The organism is Streptomyces longwoodensis (assembly GCF_001514125.1).
GTDB classification, from domain to species: Bacteria; Actinomycetota; Actinomycetes; order Streptomycetales; family Streptomycetaceae; genus Streptomyces; species Streptomyces longwoodensis.
This window is the reverse complement of record NZ_KQ948549.1, coordinates 438176-457201: the sequence shown is the minus strand read 5'-3', so window position 1 is coordinate 457201 and position 19026 is coordinate 438176. Positions and strand designations below refer to the sequence as shown.

Sequence of the window (19026 nt, the reverse complement as noted above, 5' to 3'; positions counted from 1 at the left end):
GCCGCCGGGCGGCCGCGCACCGCGCCCTGCGGGTTCGCGACGAGCGGCGGTCCTCCCCGCCCCCCACGCGGCCGGCCCCGCCCCCGCACGCGCGCCGGCCCGTACGACGCGGCCCCCGGCGGCCCGCGCACCGCGGCCCGCCGGCCCTGCCGGGCGCACCCCCTGCGGGGCGGCGTGGCCGCCGTGAGGAGCGGCGGCCCGTGCAAGGAGGTGGCCCATGCGGTTCGTGGACCGGACGGAGGCGGGACGCCTGCTCGCCCGGCGGCTGGAGCACCTGCGGGGCCGCGACGTGGTGGTCCTGGGCCTGGCACCGGGCGGGATGCCCGTGGCCCGGGAGGTGGCCCGGCACCTCGGGGCGGCCCTGGACGTGCTCGTGGTGCGGGCGCTCGGCGTGCCCTGGCAGCCGGAGCTCGCGTTCGGCGCCGTGGGGGAACAGGGGGTGCGCGTCCTGGACGAGGACGTGATCCGGCACGTCGCCCTGGCACCGGAGGACCAGCGGGCCGTGGAGCGGGCCGAGCGCGCCGAGGTCGCCCGGCTGACCCGCCGCTACCGCGGGGATCGGGCGCCCGAGCCGGTGGCCGGGCGGACCGTGGTGGTCACCGACGAGGGCATGGCCGACGGGGTCACCGCGTCGGCGGCCTGCCGGGCCGTCCGCGCCCGCGGCGCCGTGCACGTCCTGCTGGCCGTGCCGGTCGCCCCCGAGCGCGCCCTGGACCGGCTGCGCCCGGTGGCCGACCAGGTGGTCTGCCTGCAGCCGCTGCGCCACCTCGGCTCGGTGGGCGCCTGGTACCGCTCCTTCCCGCGGATCGAGGACGACACGGTGACCGGCGCGCGGGCCCGGCCGATACGGGAGCCCGGGGCGCCGCCCGCCAGGAGCAGCGCGCCGACGGTGCCACCCGGGGCGGCCGGCGGGGAGGTCCGTGCCGGGGCCGAGCCGGTGGAGCGGGACGTGCCCGCCGGGCCGGTGCGGCTGCGGGCCCGGCTCACCGTGCCGGACGCGGCGTACGGCCTGGTCGTGCTGGCCCACGGCGACTGCCTCGGCGGCGCCACCGCGTGCGACTGTCCGGGTCACCGGCGGGTCGCCGCGCTGCTGGTCCGGGCCGGTCTGGCCGCGCTGCTACTCGACCTCGTGACCCGGGAGGAGGCCCGCGACCGGCACCTGCCGTTCGACATCGTGCTGCTCGCCCGCCGGTTGCGGGCGGCCACGCGGTGGGCGCGCGAGGAGTTCCGGCTCCCGGTGGCGTACTTCGGGTCCGGGACGGCGGCCGCGGCGGCGCTGGAGGCCGTGGCGCTCGACCCGGGGGTCCGTGCCGTCGTCTGCTGCGGCGGCCGCCCCGACCTGGCCCGCCCGGCCACGCTGGCCGCGGTCCATGTGCCCACGCTGCTCGCGGTCGGCTCGCGGGACGCCCGGGTGCTGTGCCTCAACCGGTTCGCCGCGGACTGGATGCACTGCGAGCACCGGGTCGCCGTGCTCCCCGGAGCCGAGCCGGTGCCGGACGACCCCGCAGCGTGGGACGAGGTCGCCCGGCTGGCCCGGGAGTGGGTCACGGCCCACCTCGGGGCCGCGACGGGCACACCGGTCGGCTGACCGGGGACCCGGCGCGGGCGCGGGTGCTCAGCCCTCCCAGCTCCAGTCGGCGACCTCGGGCAGGTCGGTGCCGTGCTCGCGGATCCACTCGCGGTGGCGCAGGCGGGTGTCCTCCATCCGCTGGCGCACGCCCGCGGCGCGCACCGCGAGTCCGGGGACGCGGTCGATGACGTCCATGACGAGGCGGTAGCGGTCCAGGTCGTTGCCGACGACCATGTCGAACGGGGTGGTCGTGGTGCCGACCTCCTTGTAGCCGCGCACGTGCAGGTGGCCGTGGCCGGTGCGGCGGTAGGCGAGGCGGTGGATGAGCCACGGGTAGCCGTGGTAGGCGAAGATGACCGGCCGGTCGGCGGTGAACAGCCCGTCGTACTCGAAGTCGCTCATGCCGTGCGGGTGTTCCTCGGCGGGCAGCAGCCGGGCGATGTCGACGACGTTGACCACACGCACGGCGAGGTCGGGCAGGTGGCGGCGGATCAGCTGGGCGGCGGCCAGGACCTCCAGGGTGGGGACGTCACCGGCGCAGGCGAGGACCACGTCGGGTTCCCGCTCGCCGGTCTCGGTGCCGGCCCACTCCCAGATGCCGGCGCCGCGCGCGCAGTGCACCTTGGCCTGCTCCATGGTCAGCCAGTCGAAGCAGGGCTGCTTGCCGGCCACGATGACGTTGACGTAGTCCTTGCTGCGCAACGCGTGGTCGGCCACGGACAGCAGGGTGTTGGCGTCCGGCGGCAGGTAGACCCGCACGGCCTCGGGGCTCTTGTTGAGGACGTGGTCGACGAAGCCGGGGTCCTGGTGGGAGAAGCCATTGTGGTCCTGGCGCCAGACGTGCGAGGTGAGCAGGTAGTTGAGGGAGGCGATGGGGGCGCGCCAGGGCAGCCTGCGGGTGACGCGCAGCCACTTGATGTGCTGGTTGACCATCGAGTCGACGATGTGCACGAACGCCTCGTAGCAGGAGAACAGTCCGTGCCGACCGGTCAGCAGGTAGCCCTCCAGCCAGCCCTGGCAGGTGTGTTCGGAGAGGATCTCCATCACGCGGCCGTGCCGGTCGAGGTGTTCGTCGACCTCCAGGGTCTGGGCCTGCCACGCCTTGCCGCTGGCGGCGTAGACGGCCTGGAGCCGGTTGGAGGCCGTCTCGTCGGGGCCGACGAGGCGGAAGTCGCGGCGGTCGGTGGTGGCGCGCATGACGTCCTCGAGCAGGTCGCCGAGGACGCGGGTGGGTTCGTGCAGGGTGGTGCCGGGCTTGTCGACGGCCACGGCGTAGGTGTCGAGGTCGGGCATCGGCAGGTCGCGCAGCAGCAGGCCGCCGTTGGCGTGCGGGGTGGTGCCCAGCCGGCGGGTGCCCGCCGGGACGCAGGCGACGACGTCGGGGCGGGGCGCGCCGCGCTCGTCGAAGAGCTCCTCGGGCCGGTAGGAGCGCAGCCACGCCTCCAGTTGGCGCAGGTGCTCGGGGTTGTCGCGGACCGCGGCCAGCGGGACCTGGTGGGCCCGCCAGGTGCCCTCGACGGGCAGTCCGTCGACCTCGGCGGGCCCGGTCCAGCCCTTGGGGGTGCGCAGCACGATCACCGGCCAGCGGGGCCGCTCGGCGGAGCGGCCCTCGCGGGCGGCGCCCTGGAGGGCGGCGATGCGGTCCAGCGCGGTGTCCATCGCCTCGGCCATGGCGCGGTGCACGGCGGCCGGGTCGTCACCGGTGACGTGGAGGGGGTCGTGGCCGTAGCCGCGCAGCAGTGCGTCGAGTTCGGGCTCGGGGAGACGGGCCAGCACGGTCGGATTGGCGATCTTGTAGCCGTTGAGGTGGAGGATCGGCAGCACGGCGCCGTCGTGGACCGGGTCGAGGAACTTGTTGGAGTGCCAGGACGCGGCCAGCGGGCCGGTCTCGGCCTCGCCGTCGCCGATGACGCAGGCCACCACGAGGTCGGGGTTGTCCAGGGCGGCCCCGTAGGCGTGGGCGAGGGAGTAGCCGAGCTCGCCGCCCTCGTGGATGGAGCCGGGCGTCTCGGGCGCGACGTGGCTGGGCACGCCGCCGGGGAAGGAGAACTGCTTGAACAGCCGGGCCATGCCGGTGGCGTCCTGCGGGACGTCCGGGTAGACCTCGCTGTACGACCCCTCCAGCCAGGAGTTGGCGACCACGGCCGGGCCGCCGTGCCCGGGGCCCCAGACGCACAGCGCGTTCAGGTCGCGGGCCTTGATCACGCGGTTGAGGTGGGTGTGCACGAGGTTGAGGCCGGGTGAGGTGCCCCAGTGCCCGAGCAGGCGGGGCTTGACGTGTTCGGGGCGCAGCGGCTCGGTGAGGAGCGGGTTGGCCATGAGGTAGATCTGGCCGACGGCCAGGTAGTTCGCGGCGCGCCAGTGGGCGTCCAGCGTCCTCAGTTCGTCGTCGGTGAGCACGGTGGACGCCTGCCGGGGGTCGACGGACATGGGGTTCCCTTCCGGGTCGCGGTGCGGTGGGCGGGGTGCCGTGGCGCACCCGTCCACCCTCTCCCGCCCGGCGGGTACCCGACAGGGCCGACCGACCCATTCGGGGGACCCCGGTCGGCTCCAGCGGCGCCGTGCGCCTCAGGCGCCCCGCTCCCCCGGTGCCGCCCAGGCGGCCCCGGCCCGGTCCAGTGCGTCCACGTGGGCCACGTTGCCCCGGTCCTCCGGGTCCTCGCTCGGGACGGCCGTGAACCAGGCGTCCAGGATCTCCTTCAGCAGCGGTCCGGAGGTCAGGCGCAGGCTCAGGGCGAGGACGTTGGCGTCGTTCCAGCGGCGGGCCCCGTCGGCCGTGGCGCCGTCGGTGCACAGCGCCGCCCGCACCCCGGGCACCTTGTTCGCGGCGATCGAGGCTCCCGTGCCGGTCCAGCAGCACACCACGGCCTGGTCGGCGCGCCCGTCGGCCACGTCCCGGGCGGCCCGCTCCGAGCACACGGCCCACCGGGGGTCGTCGCCGGGCACCAGCGCCCCGCGGGCGAGCACCTCGTGCCCCCGCTCACGCAGCTCCGCGACCAGCGCGCGGGCCACGGGTTCGTCCATGTCGGAGGAGACGGAGATCCGCATGCCGCGAGCCTACGCCGAGCCCGGGGCTGTCGGACACGAGCCCGCGTCGGGCACCGGCCGGCCCGTCCACACCCCGTCGGTCAGGCCGACCGGGTTGCCGGACGGGATCAGACCGGTGTCCAGGACCGTCCTGGAGAGGGGGGCGAGCAGGTCGGCGAGGCGTTGCGTGGGAGCGGTGCCGAGGGCCCGCCAGGGGCGGGCGGCGGCCGCGTCCGTCTCCGCCTCGATCCGGGCGCGGGCGGCCGCACCGGGCGCGGTGAGGTGCCCGTCGGCGTCCAGCCAGCCCCGGCCGCGCAGGTCCTCCACGGCCGTACCCCACGCGTCGGCGTCCCACTTGCGGCCCAGGCGCAGCAGGTCCGCGTCGGACTCCCCGGCGGCGACCTTGAGGACCATGGCGGCCACCGGTCCGACGCCGTGGGCGACGAGGACGGCGATGTGCCCGTCGCCGCGGTGCTCGCGCAGGGTCGTCAGGGCCTGCCAGAGCCGTACGTGGGGCAGGTCCGGCCGGTCCAGGGCCTGGTTGGCGGCGCCGAGCACCCGCCCCGCGGTGTCGGCGGCCCCGGCGGCCCGCCAGGCCAGGTCGGCGGCCTCGGTGAGGTCGGCGGAGGCGACGCGTCCGGCGCCGTAGACCTGGGTGAGGGCGGCGTCCATGGCCCGCTCCCGGGCGGCCACGACCGCGGCCGGGTCGGCGTGCCCCCAGGCGTCGGGCAGCGCGCCCGCCACGCGGGCCGGGTGGAAGACGTAGAAGGCGCCGGTGACCACGGAGGCGGGCACGGGGCCGAGGGGGGCGGCGCGCAGCGCGAAGTAGCCCATCCAGAAGCCGCGCATCCCGAGGCCGTCCGCGGCCGCGCGGGCCTCGGGGTGGAAGTAGACCAGGTCGTGCACCGGTTCCCCGAGTTCCCACATCGTGCGCGCGACGCCGTCGCCGTTCACGTGCTGCCCCTTCCGTCGGCCGGTCCCTGCCGGAGGCAGCATCCCCTATGACGACGGTCATAACAAGGGCGCCGCACATCGCGGGACCGGCACGGCGGGCGACGCACGGTGGCCCCGGTCCTGGGGAGGACCGGGGCCACCGGTTCACGCGGTGTCCGCCGGGACGGCGGGACGCGGGGAGGGATCAGACGAGGTCGAACCGGTCCGCGTCCATGACCTTGGTCCAGGCCGCGACGAAGTCCGAGACGAACTTCTGCCGCGCGTCGTCGCTGGCGTAGACCTCCGCCAGCGCACGCAGCTCGGAGTTCGAGCCGAAGACCAGGTCGGCACGGCTGCCGGCCCACTTCAGCTCGCCGGTGGCCGCGTCACGGCCCTCGAACGTGGTCTGGTCCTCGGAGGTCGCCTTCCACGTCGTGCCCAGGTCGAGCAGGTTGACGAAGAAGTCGTTCGTCAGCACCCCGGGGGTCGCGGTGAGGACACCGAGCTGCGACTGCTGGTGGTTGGCGCCGAGCACGCGCAGACCGCCGACGAGGACCGTCAGCTCGGGGGCGCTCAGGGAGAGCAGGTTGGCGCGGTCGAGCAGCAGGTACTCGGCCGGCAGGCGGTTGCCCTGGCCGAGGTAGTTGCGGAAGCCGTCGGCGGTCGGCTCCAGCGCGGCGAACGACTCGGCGTCGGTGTGCTCCTCGGTGGCGTCCACCCGGCCCGGCATGAACGGCACCTGGATCTCGACGCCGGCCTCCTTGGCGGCCGCCTCCACGGCGGCGGAGCCACCGAGGACGATGAGGTCGGCCAGGGACACCCTCTTCGCGCCCGAGGAGGCGTTGAAGTCCTGCTGGATGCCCTCGAGGGTGCGCAGCACCAGCGCCAGCTGGTCGGGGTCGTTGACCTCCCAGCCGCGCTGCGGCTCCAGGCGGATCCGGGCGCCGTTGGCGCCGCCGCGCTTGTCCGTGGCGCGGAACGTCGAGGCGGACGCCCACGCGGTGCTCACCAGCTGGGAGACGGTCAGGCCCGACTCCAGCAGCTTGGCCTTCAGGGTGGCGACGTCCCCGGCGTCGATCAGCTCGCCCTCGCGCTCCGGCAGCGGGTCCTGCCACAGCAGCGTCTCCTCCGGGACCTCCGGGCCGAGGTAGAGCGACTTCGGGCCCATGTCACGGTGGGTCAGCTTGTACCAGGCGCGGGCGAAGGCGTCCGCGAACTGGTCCGGGTTCTCCAGGAAGCGGCGGGAGATCTGCTCGTAGACCGGGTCGAAGCGCAGCGACAGGTCCGTGGTGAGCATCGTCGGCAGGTGCTTCTTGGCCGGGTCGTGCGCGTCCGGGATGATCGCCTCGGCGTTCTTGGCGACCCACTGCTTGGCGCCGGCCGGGGACTCGCTGAGCTCCCACTCGTGGCCGAAGAGGATCTCGAAGAAGTCGTTGCTCCAGCGGGTCGGCGTGGTGGTCCAGGTGACCTCCAGGCCGGAGGTGATGGTGTCCCCGCCCTTGCCGGTGCCATAGGTGCTGCGCCAGCCGAGGCCCTGCTCCTCCAGGGAGGCGGCCTCGGGGTCGTCGCCCACGTGGTCGGCGGGGCCGGCGCCGTGGGTCTTGCCGAAGGTGTGGCCGCCGGCGATGAGCGCGACGGTCTCCTCGTCGTTCATCGCCATGCGGCGGAACGTCTCCCGGATGTCGCGGGCCGCGGCCAGCGGGTCGGGGTTGCCGTTGGGGCCCTCGGGGTTGACGTAGATCAGGCCCATCTGGACGGCGCCGAGCGGGTTCTCCAGCTCGCGATCGCCGCTGTAGCGCTGGTCGTCGAGCCAGGTGGTCTCGGGACCCCAGTAGACGTCCTCCTCCGGCTCCCAGACGTCCTCGCGGCCGCCGCCGAAGCCGAAGGTCTCGAAGCCCATGGTCTCCAGGGCGACGTTGCCGGCGAGGATCATCAGGTCGGCCCAGGACAGGCTCTGGCCGTACTTCTTCTTCACCGGCCACAGCAGCCGGCGGGCCTTGTCGAGGTTGGCGTTGTCGGGCCAGCTGTTCAGCGGCGCGAAGCGCTGCTGGCCGGCGCCGGCGCCGCCGCGGCCGTCGCTGATGCGGTAGGTGCCGGCGCTGTGCCACGCCATGCGGATGATCAGCGGGCCGTAGTTGCCGAAGTCCGCGGGCCACCAGTCCTGCGAGGTGGTGAGCACCTCGGCGATGTCCCGCTTGACGGCCGGGAGGTCCAGGGACCGGAACGCCTGGGCGTAGTCGAAGTCCGCGCCGAGCGGGTTGGCGACGGCGGGGTTCTTCGCGAGGATCTTGACGTTCAGCCGGTCCGGCCACCACTGGCGGTTGCCGCCGCCCTGCGTCGGGTGGGCGGCACGCCCGTGCGCAACCGGGCAGCCTCCCGTGCCCTCCGTCTTCGGGTCGGTGACGATCGCGTCGGGGTTCTCAGCCATGCAGGCATTCCTTCCGGACTGGGTTGATCGGGGTGCTCGGAGTGCTCGGGTGCTGGGGGTGCTCAGGAACGGTGGGCGGTGGAGCAGTCGGGGCACAGGCCCCAGTAGATGACCTCGGCCTCGTCGATCGAGAAGCCGTGGTCGTCGGAGGCGGTCAGACAGGGCGCGTCGCCGACCGCGCAGTCAACGTCGGCGACGGCGCCGCACGTGCGGCACAGCACGTGGTGGTGGTTGTCGCCCACGCGTCCCTCGAACCGGGCGGGGCTGCCGGCCGGTTCGATCCGGCGTATCAGTCCGGCCGCGGTGAGCGCGTGCAGCGCCTCGTACACGGCCTGGACGGAGATGTGCCCCACGCGCTCGCGCACACCGGTGGCGATGGCCTCGGCACCGAGGTGGTCGCCCTTGCGGACGGTCTCGAGCAGCGCGACACGGGCGGCCGTCACCCGCAGGCCGGCACCGCGCAACTCGTCGGCGGTGGACGGGGACTGGGGTGCGGTCATGCCCGTGACCCTTCCACACAAACACGAACGGTTCAAGAAAAAGAAGTGTTAAAGATTAGTGCCGTGCCGGGGGGAGCGAGCGGTCGTCCCGGTGACGCGGCCGGTGATGTACGGGGGACGCGACCTGTGGTCCGGGCGGCGAAGCGGCCGGTGGCCCCAGCGGTGAAGCGGCCGGCCGTCATGGCATACGGCGGCGACGGTCGTCTTCGTAGCAGAGCGCGCGGGGAGGGGCCGTCCGGATCTGGCGGCCGGGCGCCAGGCTCGGCACCGCCGTGATGGGATGGCGGTGTGAGCCGCGCCGCCGAAGACACCCACCGCCGGATGCTCCGGGCGCGCGACGCCATGGACCGCGCCTACGCGCAGCCCCTCGACGTGCCCGCGCTGGCCCGGGTCGCGCACGTGTCGGAGTCGCACTTCACGCGCACCTTCCGGGCCACCTTCGGCGAGACGCCCCACCGTTATCTGCAGCGCCGGCGCGTGGAGCGGGCGATGTTCCTGCTGCGGGAGACGGACCGCCCGGTCACGGAGATCTGCTTCGAGGTCGGCTTCGGCAGCCCGGGCACGTTCAGCCGGACGTTCCGCGACATCGTCGGCCGCTCCCCGCGCGCCTACCGCAAGGAGACCGCCGCGGCGAGGCCGGCCGCGGCGGCGCCGGTACACGTGCCGACGTGCTTCACGATGGCCTGGACCCGTCCGTCCCACGACGGGCCCGGCCCCGGCCGCTGACGCCCGGCTCGGCGGTTTCGGAGAAGTTTTCCGGGCCGCGGGTCGTTAGCGTGACAGTCATGTTCACCGGAATCACCCACTCACAGATCTACGTCCTCGACCAGGACGAGGCCCTGGACTTCTACGTCGGCAAGCTCGGGCTCGAGGTGACCGCCGACGTCGACCTGGGCTTCATGCGCTGGCTGACGGTCGGCGTCCCCGGCCACCCCGAACGCCAGGTCCTGCTGGAGAAGCCGGGTCCGCCGGCCCTGTCCGAGGAGACGGCGGAGCAGGTCCGCGCGCTGCTCACCAAGGGCGCGACCGGCGGCCACCTCATCTTCAGCACGGACGACTGCCGCAAGACCTACGAGACGCTGCGCGGCCGGGGCGTGGAGTTCACCCAGGAGCCCACCGAGCAGCCGTACGGCATCGACTGCGGCCTGCGCGACCCGTTCGGCAACAGCATCCGCTTCACCCAGCCGACGGGCTGACCGCGAGACCGCTAGCTATGTTGACATAGGTATCTTCCCGTACCTATGCTCGCCCGCATGCCCCCGCCCCGCCCCTCCGCGCAGGACCTCGACCACGTGGCCGCCGGCCTCGTGGCGTGCCTGCCCGCGCTGGGGCGGGCCCTGGAGCGGCAGGTGGACCTGGAGTACCCGCACCCCAAGCCCTCCGAGGCGCAGCTGGCGCTGCTGCGGCACGTCGGCGACCACGACGGGGTGACCGTCCGGGCGGCGGCCGAGGCGCTGCTGATGAAGCCCAACAACGTCAGCGCGCTGGTCACCCAGCTCACCGAGCAGGGCCTGCTGGAGCGCCGGCCGGACGCCTCCGACAAGCGCGTCGCCCACCTGCACCTCACGTCCGTCGCCCGGCAGCGCCTCGTCGAGGTCAGGCAGTTGATGGCCGGCCACGTCACGGGCGCGCTGCGTTCCCTGACGGAGGGCGAGCTGGACGCCCTGGGTTCCGCGCTCGGCGCGTTGAACGCCCTCGGCCGGCACCTGCCCACCGCGGGCGCCGCCAGCGCCACCGCCGCCCACTGAGCGCGGCGCCGGGTCCGTCGTAGGACCCCGGGCGCGGCCCCCGCGGCTCGCCTCCCCTCCCCTCCCCCTTTCTCGTCTCTCCGGCTTCCTCCGGTGGTCGGCGACCCGCGGTCGTTCGCGCCCTTCGTGGCGCGGCGATCCGCTGTCGCGCGCCGTCCGGTTCCGGGCAGGCGGGCTAACGAAGGACAGGCACTGTCATGCCCTCCGCGGCCACCCACTCCTCCACCCCGGCGGCCTCCGTCGCCGCTCCCCCGGACCAGCCGCGCGGTCCGCGGGCCAACCCCTGGCTGACGCTGGTCGCCGTCGCGTTCGGCCTCTTCATGGTCGGCCTCGACGGTTCGGTCGTCTCGATCGCCAACCCCGAGATCGGCCGCGACCTGGACGCGTCCACCGCCGACCTCCAGTGGGTCACCAACTCCTACCTGCTGGCGCTCGCCGGCGCGCTGATCCTCGGCGGCAAGCTGGGCGACCGGTTCGGGCGGCGCACCTTCTACCTGGTCGGTGTCGCCGGGTTCGCCGTGGCGTCCGTGGCCATCGGGCTGAGCGGGTCCGTCACGGGCGTCATCGTCTTCCGCGCCGTGCAGGGCTTCTTCGGCGCGCTGCTGATGCCCAACACCCTCGGTCTGCTCCGGGCGGTGTTCCCGCCGCGGAAGTTCGGCATGGCGGTCGGGATCTGGGCCATGGTCTCGTCCGTCTCCACCGCCCTCGGCCCGATCGTCGGCGGACTGCTCGTGCAGCACGTCGACTGGGAGTCGGTGTTCTTCATCAACGCGCCCATCGCCGTGGCCGCGCTGGTCTTCAGCGCCCTGGTGCTGCCGCAGAGCAGGAACACCGCCGCGCGGGGCGAGAAGTTCGACCTCGGCGGGGTCGTGCTGCTGGCGCTGGGGCTGCTGGCCGTCGTGTTCGGCGTGGTCAAGGGCGAGACCTGGGGCTGGACCTCGGGCGGCACGCTGGGCGCCATCGGGGGCGGTGTCCTGGTCCTGGTGGCCTTCGGCCTGTACGAGGGCCGGGTGGCCGCCCCGCTGCTGCCGATGCGTCTGTTCCGCAACCCGGCGCTGACCATAGGCACGGTCATCACCGCGCTGAACTTCTTCGTGCTGCTCGGTGTGATCTTCTTCGTGATGCTCTACCTGCAGAACGTGCGCGGGTTCTCCCCGGTCGAGGCCGGGGTGCGCACTCTGCCGCTGAGCCTGGCCTCGGTGGTGGCCTCGCCGCTGGGCGCGGCCCTGACGGAGCGGTTCGGGCCGCGGTTCACGATGCCGCTCGGCATGGCGCTCCAGGCGGTGGCCTGCTTCGTGATGCTCGGCTGGGCACCGGACTCGTCGTACGCCCTGATGTGGCCGCCGTTCATCGCGCTGGGCCTGGGCGTCGGCATGGTGATGTCGTCGTCGTCCGACGCCATCGTGGGCAACGCGCCCGTCCGGGACGGCGGGGTGGCCGGCGGCCTGCAGGCGACGGCCCTGCAGGTCGGCGGCGCGCTCGGCACGTCGGTGCTGGTGTCGCTCATCGGCAGCCGGGTCTGCTCCACCCTCACCGGCGAACTGACCGCCGCCGGGGTGCCCGCCGACGCCGCGGCGGGGCTGCGCGGAGCGAAGGACGCCGTGGCGATGGGCGTCGCGCCCGTCCCGGACGGCCTGCCCGGACCGCTGCGGACGGCGGTCGTGGAGGGCAGTCACCAGGCGTTCATGAACGGCGTGCACACCTCCGTGCTGGTCGCGGGCGCGCTGTGCGTGCTGGGCGCGCTGGTCGCCGCGGTCGGCGTGCGCCGGGCCCCGGGGGCCGCCGCCGAGGACTGAGGGCGGGGCGGCGCTCCGCCCGCCCGGGGTGTCCCGGCCGGAAGGGTCCTGACGGACGTGACCTTCGCCGCCGCAAGGTCGATACTTCCTAACGGGACACCCGCCCAGCCCTCGGAGGTAGTCATGAGGATGCTCATCAACGTTCCCGAGACCGTGGTCGCCGACGCGTTGCGGGGCATGGCGGCCGCACATCCGGAACTGACCGTGGACGTGGAGAACCGGGTGGTCGTACGACGGGACGCGCCGGTCGCCGGGCAGGTGGCGCTGGTCTCCGGGGGCGGATCGGGGCACGAGCCGCTGCACGGCGGGTTCGTCGGCCCGGGCATGCTGTCGGCGGCCTGTCCCGGCGAGGTCTTCACCTCGCCCGTGCCGGACCAGATGGTGCGGGCCGCGGCGGCCGTGGACAGCGGTGCCGGGGTGCTGTTCGTCGTCAAGAACTACACCGGCGACGTCCTGAACTTCGACATGGCCGCCGAACTGGCCGAGGACGAGGGCATCCAGATCGCCAAGGTGCTCGTCGACGACGACGTGGCGGTCACCGACAGCCTGTACACGGCCGGGCGGCGCGGTACCGGGGCCACCCTCTTCGTCGAGAAGATCGCCGGCGCCGCGGCGGACGAGGGCCAACCGCTGGAGCGGGTCGAGGCGGTGGCCCGGCAGGTCAACGAGAACGCGCGCAGCTTCGGCGTCGCCCTGAGCGCCTGCACCACGCCCGCCAAGGGCAGCCCGACGTTCGACCTGCCCGACGGCGAGCTGGAGTTCGGCGTCGGCATCCACGGCGAACCGGGGCGCGAGCGACGGCCGATGATGACCTCGCGGGAGATCGCCGACGCCGCCCTGCACGCGATCCTCGACGACATGACGCCCCGCAACCCCGTCCTGGTGCTGGTCAACGGCATGGGCGCGACCCCGCTGCTGGAGCTGTACGGCTTCAACGCCGAGGTGCAGCGGGTGCTCACCGAGCGCGGGGTGGCCGTCGCCCGTACGCTCGTCGGCAACTACGTGACCTCCCTGGACATGGCCGGCGCGTCCGTCACCCTGTGCCAGATCGACGAGGAGCTGCTGCGGCTCTGGGACGCCCCGGTGAGCACGCCCGGGCTGCGCTGGGGCCGGTGAGGGAGTCCGCCCCGTCCCGGCCGACCGCACCCGTACCCACCTGACACGCAAGGAGACCCCGTGTTGGACGCCGACTTCTTCCGCCGTTGGATGACGGCCACCGCCGCGTCCGTCGACCGCGAGGCCGACCGGCTCACCGCGCTCGACTCGCCGATCGGCGACGCCGACCACGGCAGCAACCTGCGGCGCGGCTTCGCCGCGGTGACCGCGGCGCTGGAGAAGGAGGCCCCGCGCACACCGGGCGCCGTCCTGATCCTCACCGGGCGCCAGCTCATCTCGACGGTGGGCGGCGCGTCGGGACCGCTGTACGGCACGCTGCTGCGCCGCACCGGCAAGGCGCTCGGCGACGCGCCCGAGGTCGGCCCGGAGCAGCTGGCCGAGGCGCTGCGCACGGGCGTGGACGCCGTACGGCAGCTCGGCGGGGCCGCGCCGGGCGACAAGACCATGATCGACGCGCTGGTCCCGGCGGTCGACGCCCTCGGCGACGGGTTCGGCGCCGCCCTGGCCGCCGCCGAGCAGGGCGCCGAGGCCACCACGCCGCTGCTGGCCCGCAAGGGGCGGGCCAGCTACCTGGGCGAGCGCAGCATCGGGCACCAGGACCCGGGGGCCACCTCGGCGGCCCTGCTGATCGCCGCGCTCGCCGAAGCCGAAGCCGGATCCGACGCCGGCGCCGACGCCGGCGGGGAGTGAGGGCAGCCATGAGTGACGACAGGCTGGTCGGCATCGTCCTCGTCTCGCACAGCGCGGCCGTGGCGGCGTCCGTCGCCGAGCTGGCCCAGGGGCTGGTGGGCGGCGGCCCGGAGGTCCCGGTCGCCCCGGCGGGCGGCACCGAGGGCGGCGGTTTCGGCACGAGTGCCGAGCTGGTCGCGGCGGCCGCGGCGGCGGTGGACCGGGGCGCCGGGGTCGCCGTCCTCACGGACCTCGGCAGCGCCGTCCTGACCGTGAAGGCACTGCTCGCGGAGGGCGACGAACTGCCCGACGGCACGCGGATGGTGGACGCCCCGTTCGTCGAGGGCGCGGTCGCCGCGGTCGTCACGGCGGCCACGGGCGCCGACCTGGACGCGGTGGTGGCGGCGGCCGAGGAGGCGTACGGCTACCGCAAGGCCTAGACACCCGCTGAGGGCGGCGCCGGGGGCCGCCCGTCACGGCAGGCATGACGGCGGTCCCCGCCCGGCTACTCCTCCTGCTCGCCCTCGGCGTCCGCGCCCTGCGCGTCCGGCTCCTCGTCCGAGGGGGCTTCCGCCGACTCCTCGGACGGGTCCGCCGCGTCGTCCGGCGCCGCCTCCCGGGGCGGGTCCTCCGCCGCCCCGGCGGTGGTCGTGGCCGGGGTCGCGGCACCGGTGCCGGTGTCGCCGCGGACGAAGAGGCGGGCGAGCCGCTCCCCCGTGGCCACGGCGGCCGCGTGGTCCTCGATGGGCTTGACCTCGGAGTCCCTGAAGACGATGTAGGTGACGCCGGAGGGCGTGCCGCCGCCGTGCGGGTCGGGGCGGATGCCGAGGCCCACGGCGGTGGCGTAGGACGCCTCGCCGATGATGTCGTCCGGGCCGACGTCCCCGACGACCGCGTACTGCACGCGGTCGCCGTAGACCACGGCCGCCACCGATCCGCCGCGCACCCCGTCCCGGCGGTGGTCCCAGGTGTCGCTGGGCGCCGGGACGACGACGTACGGCAGCGTCTCGGCGCTGAGGTCACGGCCGTCGGACTGCTGGAAGGCGGTGCCGGGGGCGAACAGCGGGTCCGTGCGGGAGTTGCAGTACCGGCCCGGGCGGCCGTCGCAGTCGATGTCCAGGTCGGCCTTCCAGAAGACGGCGCCCCCGGTGCCGCACACCGGGACGGTGGCGGGCGTGTCGTGGTCGGTGCGGTAGCGGCCCCGGGAGACGGGTGTGCAGTGCCGCACCCTGGCCAGCAGGTCCGCCGCGCTGACCGCTCCGACGTGCTGCGGCGCCGGACCGCCCAGGGGCGGCGGCGCCGCCTGGGCGGCGGAGGAGGACGGGAGGGTCGGGGCCACCAGGGCGAGGCCGGCCACGGCCAGGGTCAACGACTGGACACGCACGGAAGGGACCCTCTCATGGGGGAGGTGACGAGCACTCAGCCCAATCTCGTGGGGGTCGCCCTACCGGGCCATTCGTAGAGGGCCGTACGGAGCAGGCTTCTGACGTGGTGGCAGGGAGCGGGCGCCGGCGCCCGTGTGGAGCGCCGGCCGCCCGGCCACCCGACGGCGCGGGATCAGCGACGACAGCGGTCCGCGCCTGCGGGGCGAACTGAACTCCCCGACCATGTGGGGGCAGTTCGCCCGCGGGGCCCTCAGCATACGTAACCCTTCCGGGTGACCACCAACGCCGGCCCGGAGACGTCACACCCTCTTGATGTGCTCGCATCATCGCGGCATATTGGTCCGGACCATTGCCGCCGTTCCGGACCGGGAGGCGAAGCCGTGCGACGCGTCGTGCTGGGCTCAGCGGTGCTCGCGGGGGTGCTGGCGCTGGGCTGCGGCTGCGCCGCGACGGACGGCGACGGCACCGCCGCCGAGGGCGCGGCGCCCGGGGCGCCGACCGGGGTCACCGCGGCGGCGGGCAGCGCGACCAGCGTGCACGTGATGTGGAACGCCGTCGGCGCGCGGGCCGGCGTGACGGCGTACGAGGTGTACCGGGGCACCGCCAAGGTGCGGGAGGTGCCCGGCTCCGTCCACATGGTCGACGTCGTGCGGCTCGCCCCCGGCACAGCGTACGCCTTCACCGTGCGCGCCCGGGACGGCGAGGGCCGGCTCGGCCCGCCCAGCCGCGAGGTGCGCGCCACCACGCCGGCGGCCACGGCGGCCGACCGCTCGGCGCCCACCCGGCCCGGCGGGGTCGCGGGCCGCGCGGTGGGGGCGACGGCCGTGCAGCTGTCCTGGTCCGCCGCGACCGACGACCGTGCGGTGGTGTCGTACGACGTGTACCAGGGCGGGACCAGGATCCACAGAGTCGGCGGGAACCAGACGGCGACGGTCGTGACCGGGCTGCGGCCCGGCACCCGCTACTCCTTCACCGTCCGGGCCCGGGACGCCGCCGACAACCTCTCCGCGGCCGGGCCCGCCGTCCGGCTGACCACCGCGCCCGGCACCGGCGCCGCCGACCGGGACACCGCGCCCGCCGGCTTCCGCGCGACGACCCACCGGGCGGACGGGGCGTACTACCTCGACCTGGCCTGGGTGCCGCCGCGGGTGGACGGCGTCGTCACCGAGTACGAGGTCCGGCTCGACGGGCGGACGGCCACCTCGCTCGTGTGGGGCGGGAACGCGCCCCGGGACGAGGCGTCGTACAGCTTCTACCTCGGGAAGGAGACCGGGCGGACGGTGCGGGTGCGGCTGCGGGCCCGGCTGCCGGACGGCACCTGGGGCGCCCTGTCGGCCGAGCGCACGGTGACGACGGGCGCCACGGCCGGCGCCGGCTGACCGCAGCGCGGCGGCCGGTCCGCGTCCGCCGGGGTGCGTCCGCCGGGGTGCGTCCGTCACCCGGCCGGGTGCCGTCCGGGTGCGGCAGGGCGGGCGGGGCCGTTGGCTGACTCCGAGGCAGCACGGGCGTACCCGACCCTCGGCGGCGCAAGGGATGTACCGCCAACCGTGCCGCCGGAGGACATCCGATGCCCAACTCCCGTCGTCTCTTCCGCTCCGGACTCACCGTGGCAGCCGCCGCCGCGCTGCCCCTCGTCCTGACCTCCGACCCCGCCGCCGCGCGGGTGCAGGGGATCTCCGTGAGCACGGTGGGCACCACCGTCTCCGTGGTCACCAGCGCCTGCAGCACCCAGACCAACGGCACCTGGGGCACCGGCTCGCTGCTCAGCAGCGGTCAGACGTCGTTCGCCCAGGGGCGGCAGGTGGCCCTGTCCGGCACCTCCGTCAGCCAGTCGGCCGCCTGGTCGAACGTCAGCCCCGGCACGTACACCGTCATCGTCACGTGCGCCAACGGCACCACGGCCGGTACCCAGTCGGTCATCGTGTCGGCCCCCGTCACCCGCACGCCCACGCCGACCGCCTCCGCCTCGCGCGGCGTGATGGGCGGCTCGGGCGGCTCCGTCCGCGACTACGGCACCCTCACCCTGGCGGCGGGGGGCACGCTGGTGGGCGCGGGCGTCATCGCGGCGGCGTGGTTCCTGCGCCGTCGCTCGAAGCCGTACCGCCTGTGACCCCGGACAGCCCGGCGACCTCCGCGAGCGCGTGGGCGAGCCACCGGGTCCAGAAGGTCTCCAGGTCGATGCCGGCCCGCAGCACCAGGTGACGCAGCCGGTCCTCGGGACCGTCCCGGCCCGGCGGGAAGTGGCGCCGTTCGATGTCCTGGTACTCGGCCAACTGCCGCCGGTGTAGGTCGAGGTGACGGGCCAGGTCGGCCTCCAGGCCCGCGGTGCCGACCACGGCGGCGGCGCGCAGCCGCAGCAGCAGCGCGTCCCGCTGCGGCTTGGGGTCCTGCGCGGCCGCGGTCCAGCGGGCCAGTTCGGCGCGTCCCGCGGGCAGGACCTCGTAGGCCTTCTTCTGCCCGCGGGCCGGCTGCTCGGCCGGCAGGGCCCGGATGAGGCCGTCGGACTCCAGCTTCCCCAGCTCGCGGTAGATCTGCTGGTGCGTGGCCGACCAGAAGTACCCGATCGACCGGTCGAACCGGCGGGTCAGCTCCAGCCCCGACGACGGCTTCTCGAGCAGGGCGGTGAGGATCGCGTGCGGGAGTGACATGGCCTCATCCTAGGGACGGCCCCCTGGCACGACGGCCCCTCGGCCGGGTCTGCCGGGTCGGCCCGACCCGGGTCCCGGGGTTCACCCCGCAGGGACCGCGCAGGCTCAGCCCGCGGCGAGGAGCAGGCGGGTGACGTCGAAGGTGTCGGGGTGCACGTCGGCGGCCAGGAGCAGCAGGCGCAGCGGCTGCTGGCGCAGACCCGTCACCGTCGTCCGGCGGTCGGCCCCGTCGAGGGCGGCGGGGCTGAAGAACAGGTGGAGGCCGGCGACGTCCATGAAGGGCGTGTGGCGCAGGTTCCACGTCACCTCGGTCACGCGGGCCGGCAGGGCGTCGGCGGCCGCGCGCAGTGAGGGCAGGGTGTCGTGATCGATCTCTCCGCGCGGTGTGATGCGTGCGGACGTACCGCTGATGGCGGTGGTGATGTTCATGCTGGGGCCCCCTCACGGGGGTTGACGAGCCCACCGGCGGAGCCCTCCGAGGAGGGTCCACCACGGTGGCGGGGGCCGAGTGCCCGGGATGGGGGCAACGCCCGGCTCCCCGAAAGGCCGGCGCCTCGAGGGAACCGGCCGGTCTCGTGGTCCGCCCACCGTCGCACACTCCGCCCCCCGACCGCGAGTGCCGCGGGAGAACGTCGCGTGGAGTTCACGTCCCCGGTCAGGACTTGACGATGCGGCGCACGTTGTCGATCGAGCCGCAGTCGGCCTTCAGCTGGCGCTCGCGCTCCTCCAGGAACGCCGCTCCCAGTTCCTCGCGCCGGTCCATGGCCACGTTCTCGCGCGCGCCGTTGAGGATGGTCCGTTCCTCCTCGTCGGCGTGGTGGGTGACGGCCTCCACCAGTTCCTCCAGCTTGGAGTCCCACTCCTCGGACCCGACCTCCTCCACCTCCAGGAGGGCCAGGAGGGCCTCGTTGCCCTCGTCGTGCTCGTGCTCGCCGTGCTCGACCTCTTCGTCGTCGATGTTCTTGTACCTCTTCAGCGCGGGGTAGACCTTGGCCTCCTCGGCCAGCGCGTGGGCGACCAGCAGGCCGGCGAACTCCTGGAGCGCCGCGGCGCGGTCGGCCTCGACGCTGCGCATCAGGCGGAACAGGTCCTCCATGCGCCGGTGGTCCTGGAGGATGAGCTCGACGACGTCCTGGGTCTGGGGCATGACGGGGCACCTGTCTTCCGTGCGGGCGGTCGTGGTGATCCTCGCTTACCCCCACCGCC

The 19026-nt window shown here is 74.7% G+C and carries 18 protein-coding genes and 1 pseudogene; 10 read left to right on the top strand and 9 right to left on the bottom strand.

The genetic code is table 11. The features are described from left to right. Positions 1-217: 217 nt before the first annotated feature. Positions 218-1588, top strand: a complete 1371-nt coding sequence (locus AQJ30_RS02035; protein ID WP_067227975.1) for a phosphoribosyltransferase family protein — start codon at positions 218-220, stop codon at positions 1586-1588. A gap of 27 nt (positions 1589-1615) precedes the next feature. Here AQJ30_RS02035 and AQJ30_RS02030 read toward each other — a convergent pair whose 3' ends face one another. The 5 genes from AQJ30_RS02030 to AQJ30_RS02010 all read right to left on the bottom strand — a co-directional run bounded on the left by AQJ30_RS02030 (position 1616) and on the right by AQJ30_RS02010 (position 8458). Continuing rightward, positions 1616-4000: a phosphoketolase family protein gene (locus tag AQJ30_RS02030; RefSeq protein WP_067227974.1), complete on the bottom strand. Its 2385-nt coding sequence runs from the start codon at positions 3998-4000 to the stop codon at positions 1616-1618. Between the two features lie 138 nt (positions 4001-4138). After that, complete coding sequence (locus AQJ30_RS02025; RefSeq protein WP_067227972.1) at positions 4139-4618, bottom strand: RpiB/LacA/LacB family sugar-phosphate isomerase; 480 nt, start codon at positions 4616-4618, stop codon at positions 4139-4141. Positions 4619-4627: 9 nt separating this feature from the next. Beyond that, entirely contained in the window at positions 4628-5551 is a 924-nt protein-coding gene (locus AQJ30_RS02020; RefSeq protein WP_067227970.1) for an SCO6745 family protein, read from the bottom strand. Between the two features lie 184 nt (positions 5552-5735). After that, positions 5736-7958 carry a catalase/peroxidase HPI gene (gene katG, locus AQJ30_RS02015; protein WP_067227968.1) on the bottom strand — a complete coding sequence of 741 codons (2223 nt, stop codon included), beginning with the start codon at positions 7956-7958 and terminating at the stop codon, positions 5736-5738. Positions 7959-8020: 62 nt separating this feature from the next. Continuing rightward, entirely contained in the window at positions 8021-8458 is a 438-nt protein-coding gene (locus AQJ30_RS02010; RefSeq protein WP_067227966.1) for a Fur family transcriptional regulator, read from the bottom strand. A 288-nt stretch (positions 8459-8746) separates the two neighbouring features. Between AQJ30_RS02010 and AQJ30_RS02005 the strand changes: the two genes are divergently transcribed. From AQJ30_RS02005 to AQJ30_RS01975, 7 genes are all read left to right on the top strand, one after another. Next, entirely contained in the window at positions 8747-9184 is a 438-nt protein-coding gene (locus AQJ30_RS02005) for a helix-turn-helix domain-containing protein (protein ID WP_211278910.1), read from the top strand. A gap of 59 nt (positions 9185-9243) precedes the next feature. After that, on the top strand, positions 9244-9654 hold the full coding sequence (locus tag AQJ30_RS02000; protein WP_067227964.1) for a VOC family protein: 411 nt from the start codon (positions 9244-9246) through the stop codon (positions 9652-9654). A gap of 57 nt (positions 9655-9711) precedes the next feature. Next, the gene (locus AQJ30_RS01995; RefSeq protein WP_067228875.1) at positions 9712-10206 is read left to right on the top strand and encodes a MarR family winged helix-turn-helix transcriptional regulator; all 495 of its coding nucleotides are present in this window, start codon (positions 9712-9714) and stop codon (positions 10204-10206) included. Positions 10207-10403: 197 nt separating this feature from the next. Beyond that, entirely contained in the window at positions 10404-12002 is a 1599-nt protein-coding gene (locus AQJ30_RS01990) for an MFS transporter (RefSeq protein ID WP_067227962.1), read from the top strand. Between the two features lie 123 nt (positions 12003-12125). Next, positions 12126-13118 carry a dihydroxyacetone kinase subunit DhaK gene (gene dhaK, locus AQJ30_RS01985; protein ID WP_067227961.1) on the top strand — a complete coding sequence of 331 codons (993 nt, stop codon included), beginning with the start codon at positions 12126-12128 and terminating at the stop codon, positions 13116-13118. Between the two features lie 60 nt (positions 13119-13178). Next, positions 13179-13808 (top strand): dihydroxyacetone kinase subunit DhaL, encoded by a 630-nt coding sequence (gene dhaL / locus AQJ30_RS01980; RefSeq protein WP_067227959.1) that lies wholly within the window; start codon positions 13179-13181, stop codon positions 13806-13808. Between the two features lie 8 nt (positions 13809-13816). After that, a complete protein-coding gene (locus tag AQJ30_RS01975) occupies positions 13817-14227 on the top strand; it encodes a PTS sugar transporter subunit IIA domain-containing protein (RefSeq protein ID WP_067227958.1) in 411 nt (136 codons plus the stop codon). Between the two features lie 242 nt (positions 14228-14469). On the opposite strand, the pseudogene AQJ30_RS01970 reads toward AQJ30_RS01975, so the two are convergent. Next, positions 14470-15171 (bottom strand): annotated as a pseudogene (locus AQJ30_RS01970) (glycoside hydrolase family 75 protein); the annotation flags it as partial. Between the two features lie 381 nt (positions 15172-15552). Here AQJ30_RS01970 and AQJ30_RS01965 point away from each other — a divergent pair. Both AQJ30_RS01965 and AQJ30_RS01960 read left to right on the top strand, forming a co-directional pair. Next, positions 15553-16551 carry a fibronectin type III domain-containing protein gene (locus AQJ30_RS01965; RefSeq protein ID WP_079083716.1) on the top strand — a complete coding sequence of 333 codons (999 nt, stop codon included), beginning with the start codon at positions 15553-15555 and terminating at the stop codon, positions 16549-16551. Positions 16552-16739: 188 nt separating this feature from the next. After that, positions 16740-17282, top strand: a complete 543-nt coding sequence (locus AQJ30_RS01960) for a hypothetical protein (RefSeq protein ID WP_067227956.1) — start codon at positions 16740-16742, stop codon at positions 17280-17282. Here the strand turns inward: AQJ30_RS01960 and AQJ30_RS01955 are convergent. The 3 genes from AQJ30_RS01955 to AQJ30_RS01945 form a co-directional block, all read right to left on the bottom strand. Next, positions 17230-17820 (bottom strand): PadR family transcriptional regulator, encoded by a 591-nt coding sequence (locus AQJ30_RS01955; RefSeq protein WP_067227954.1) that lies wholly within the window; start codon positions 17818-17820, stop codon positions 17230-17232. The genes AQJ30_RS01960 and AQJ30_RS01955 overlap by 53 nt on opposite strands. 105 nt (positions 17821-17925) lie before the next feature. Then, positions 17926-18249, bottom strand: a complete 324-nt coding sequence (locus AQJ30_RS01950; protein WP_067227952.1) for an STAS domain-containing protein — start codon at positions 18247-18249, stop codon at positions 17926-17928. Positions 18250-18475: 226 nt separating this feature from the next. After that, complete coding sequence (locus AQJ30_RS01945) at positions 18476-18967, bottom strand: hemerythrin domain-containing protein (protein WP_067227950.1); 492 nt, start codon at positions 18965-18967, stop codon at positions 18476-18478. Positions 18968-19026 lie beyond the last annotated feature (59 nt).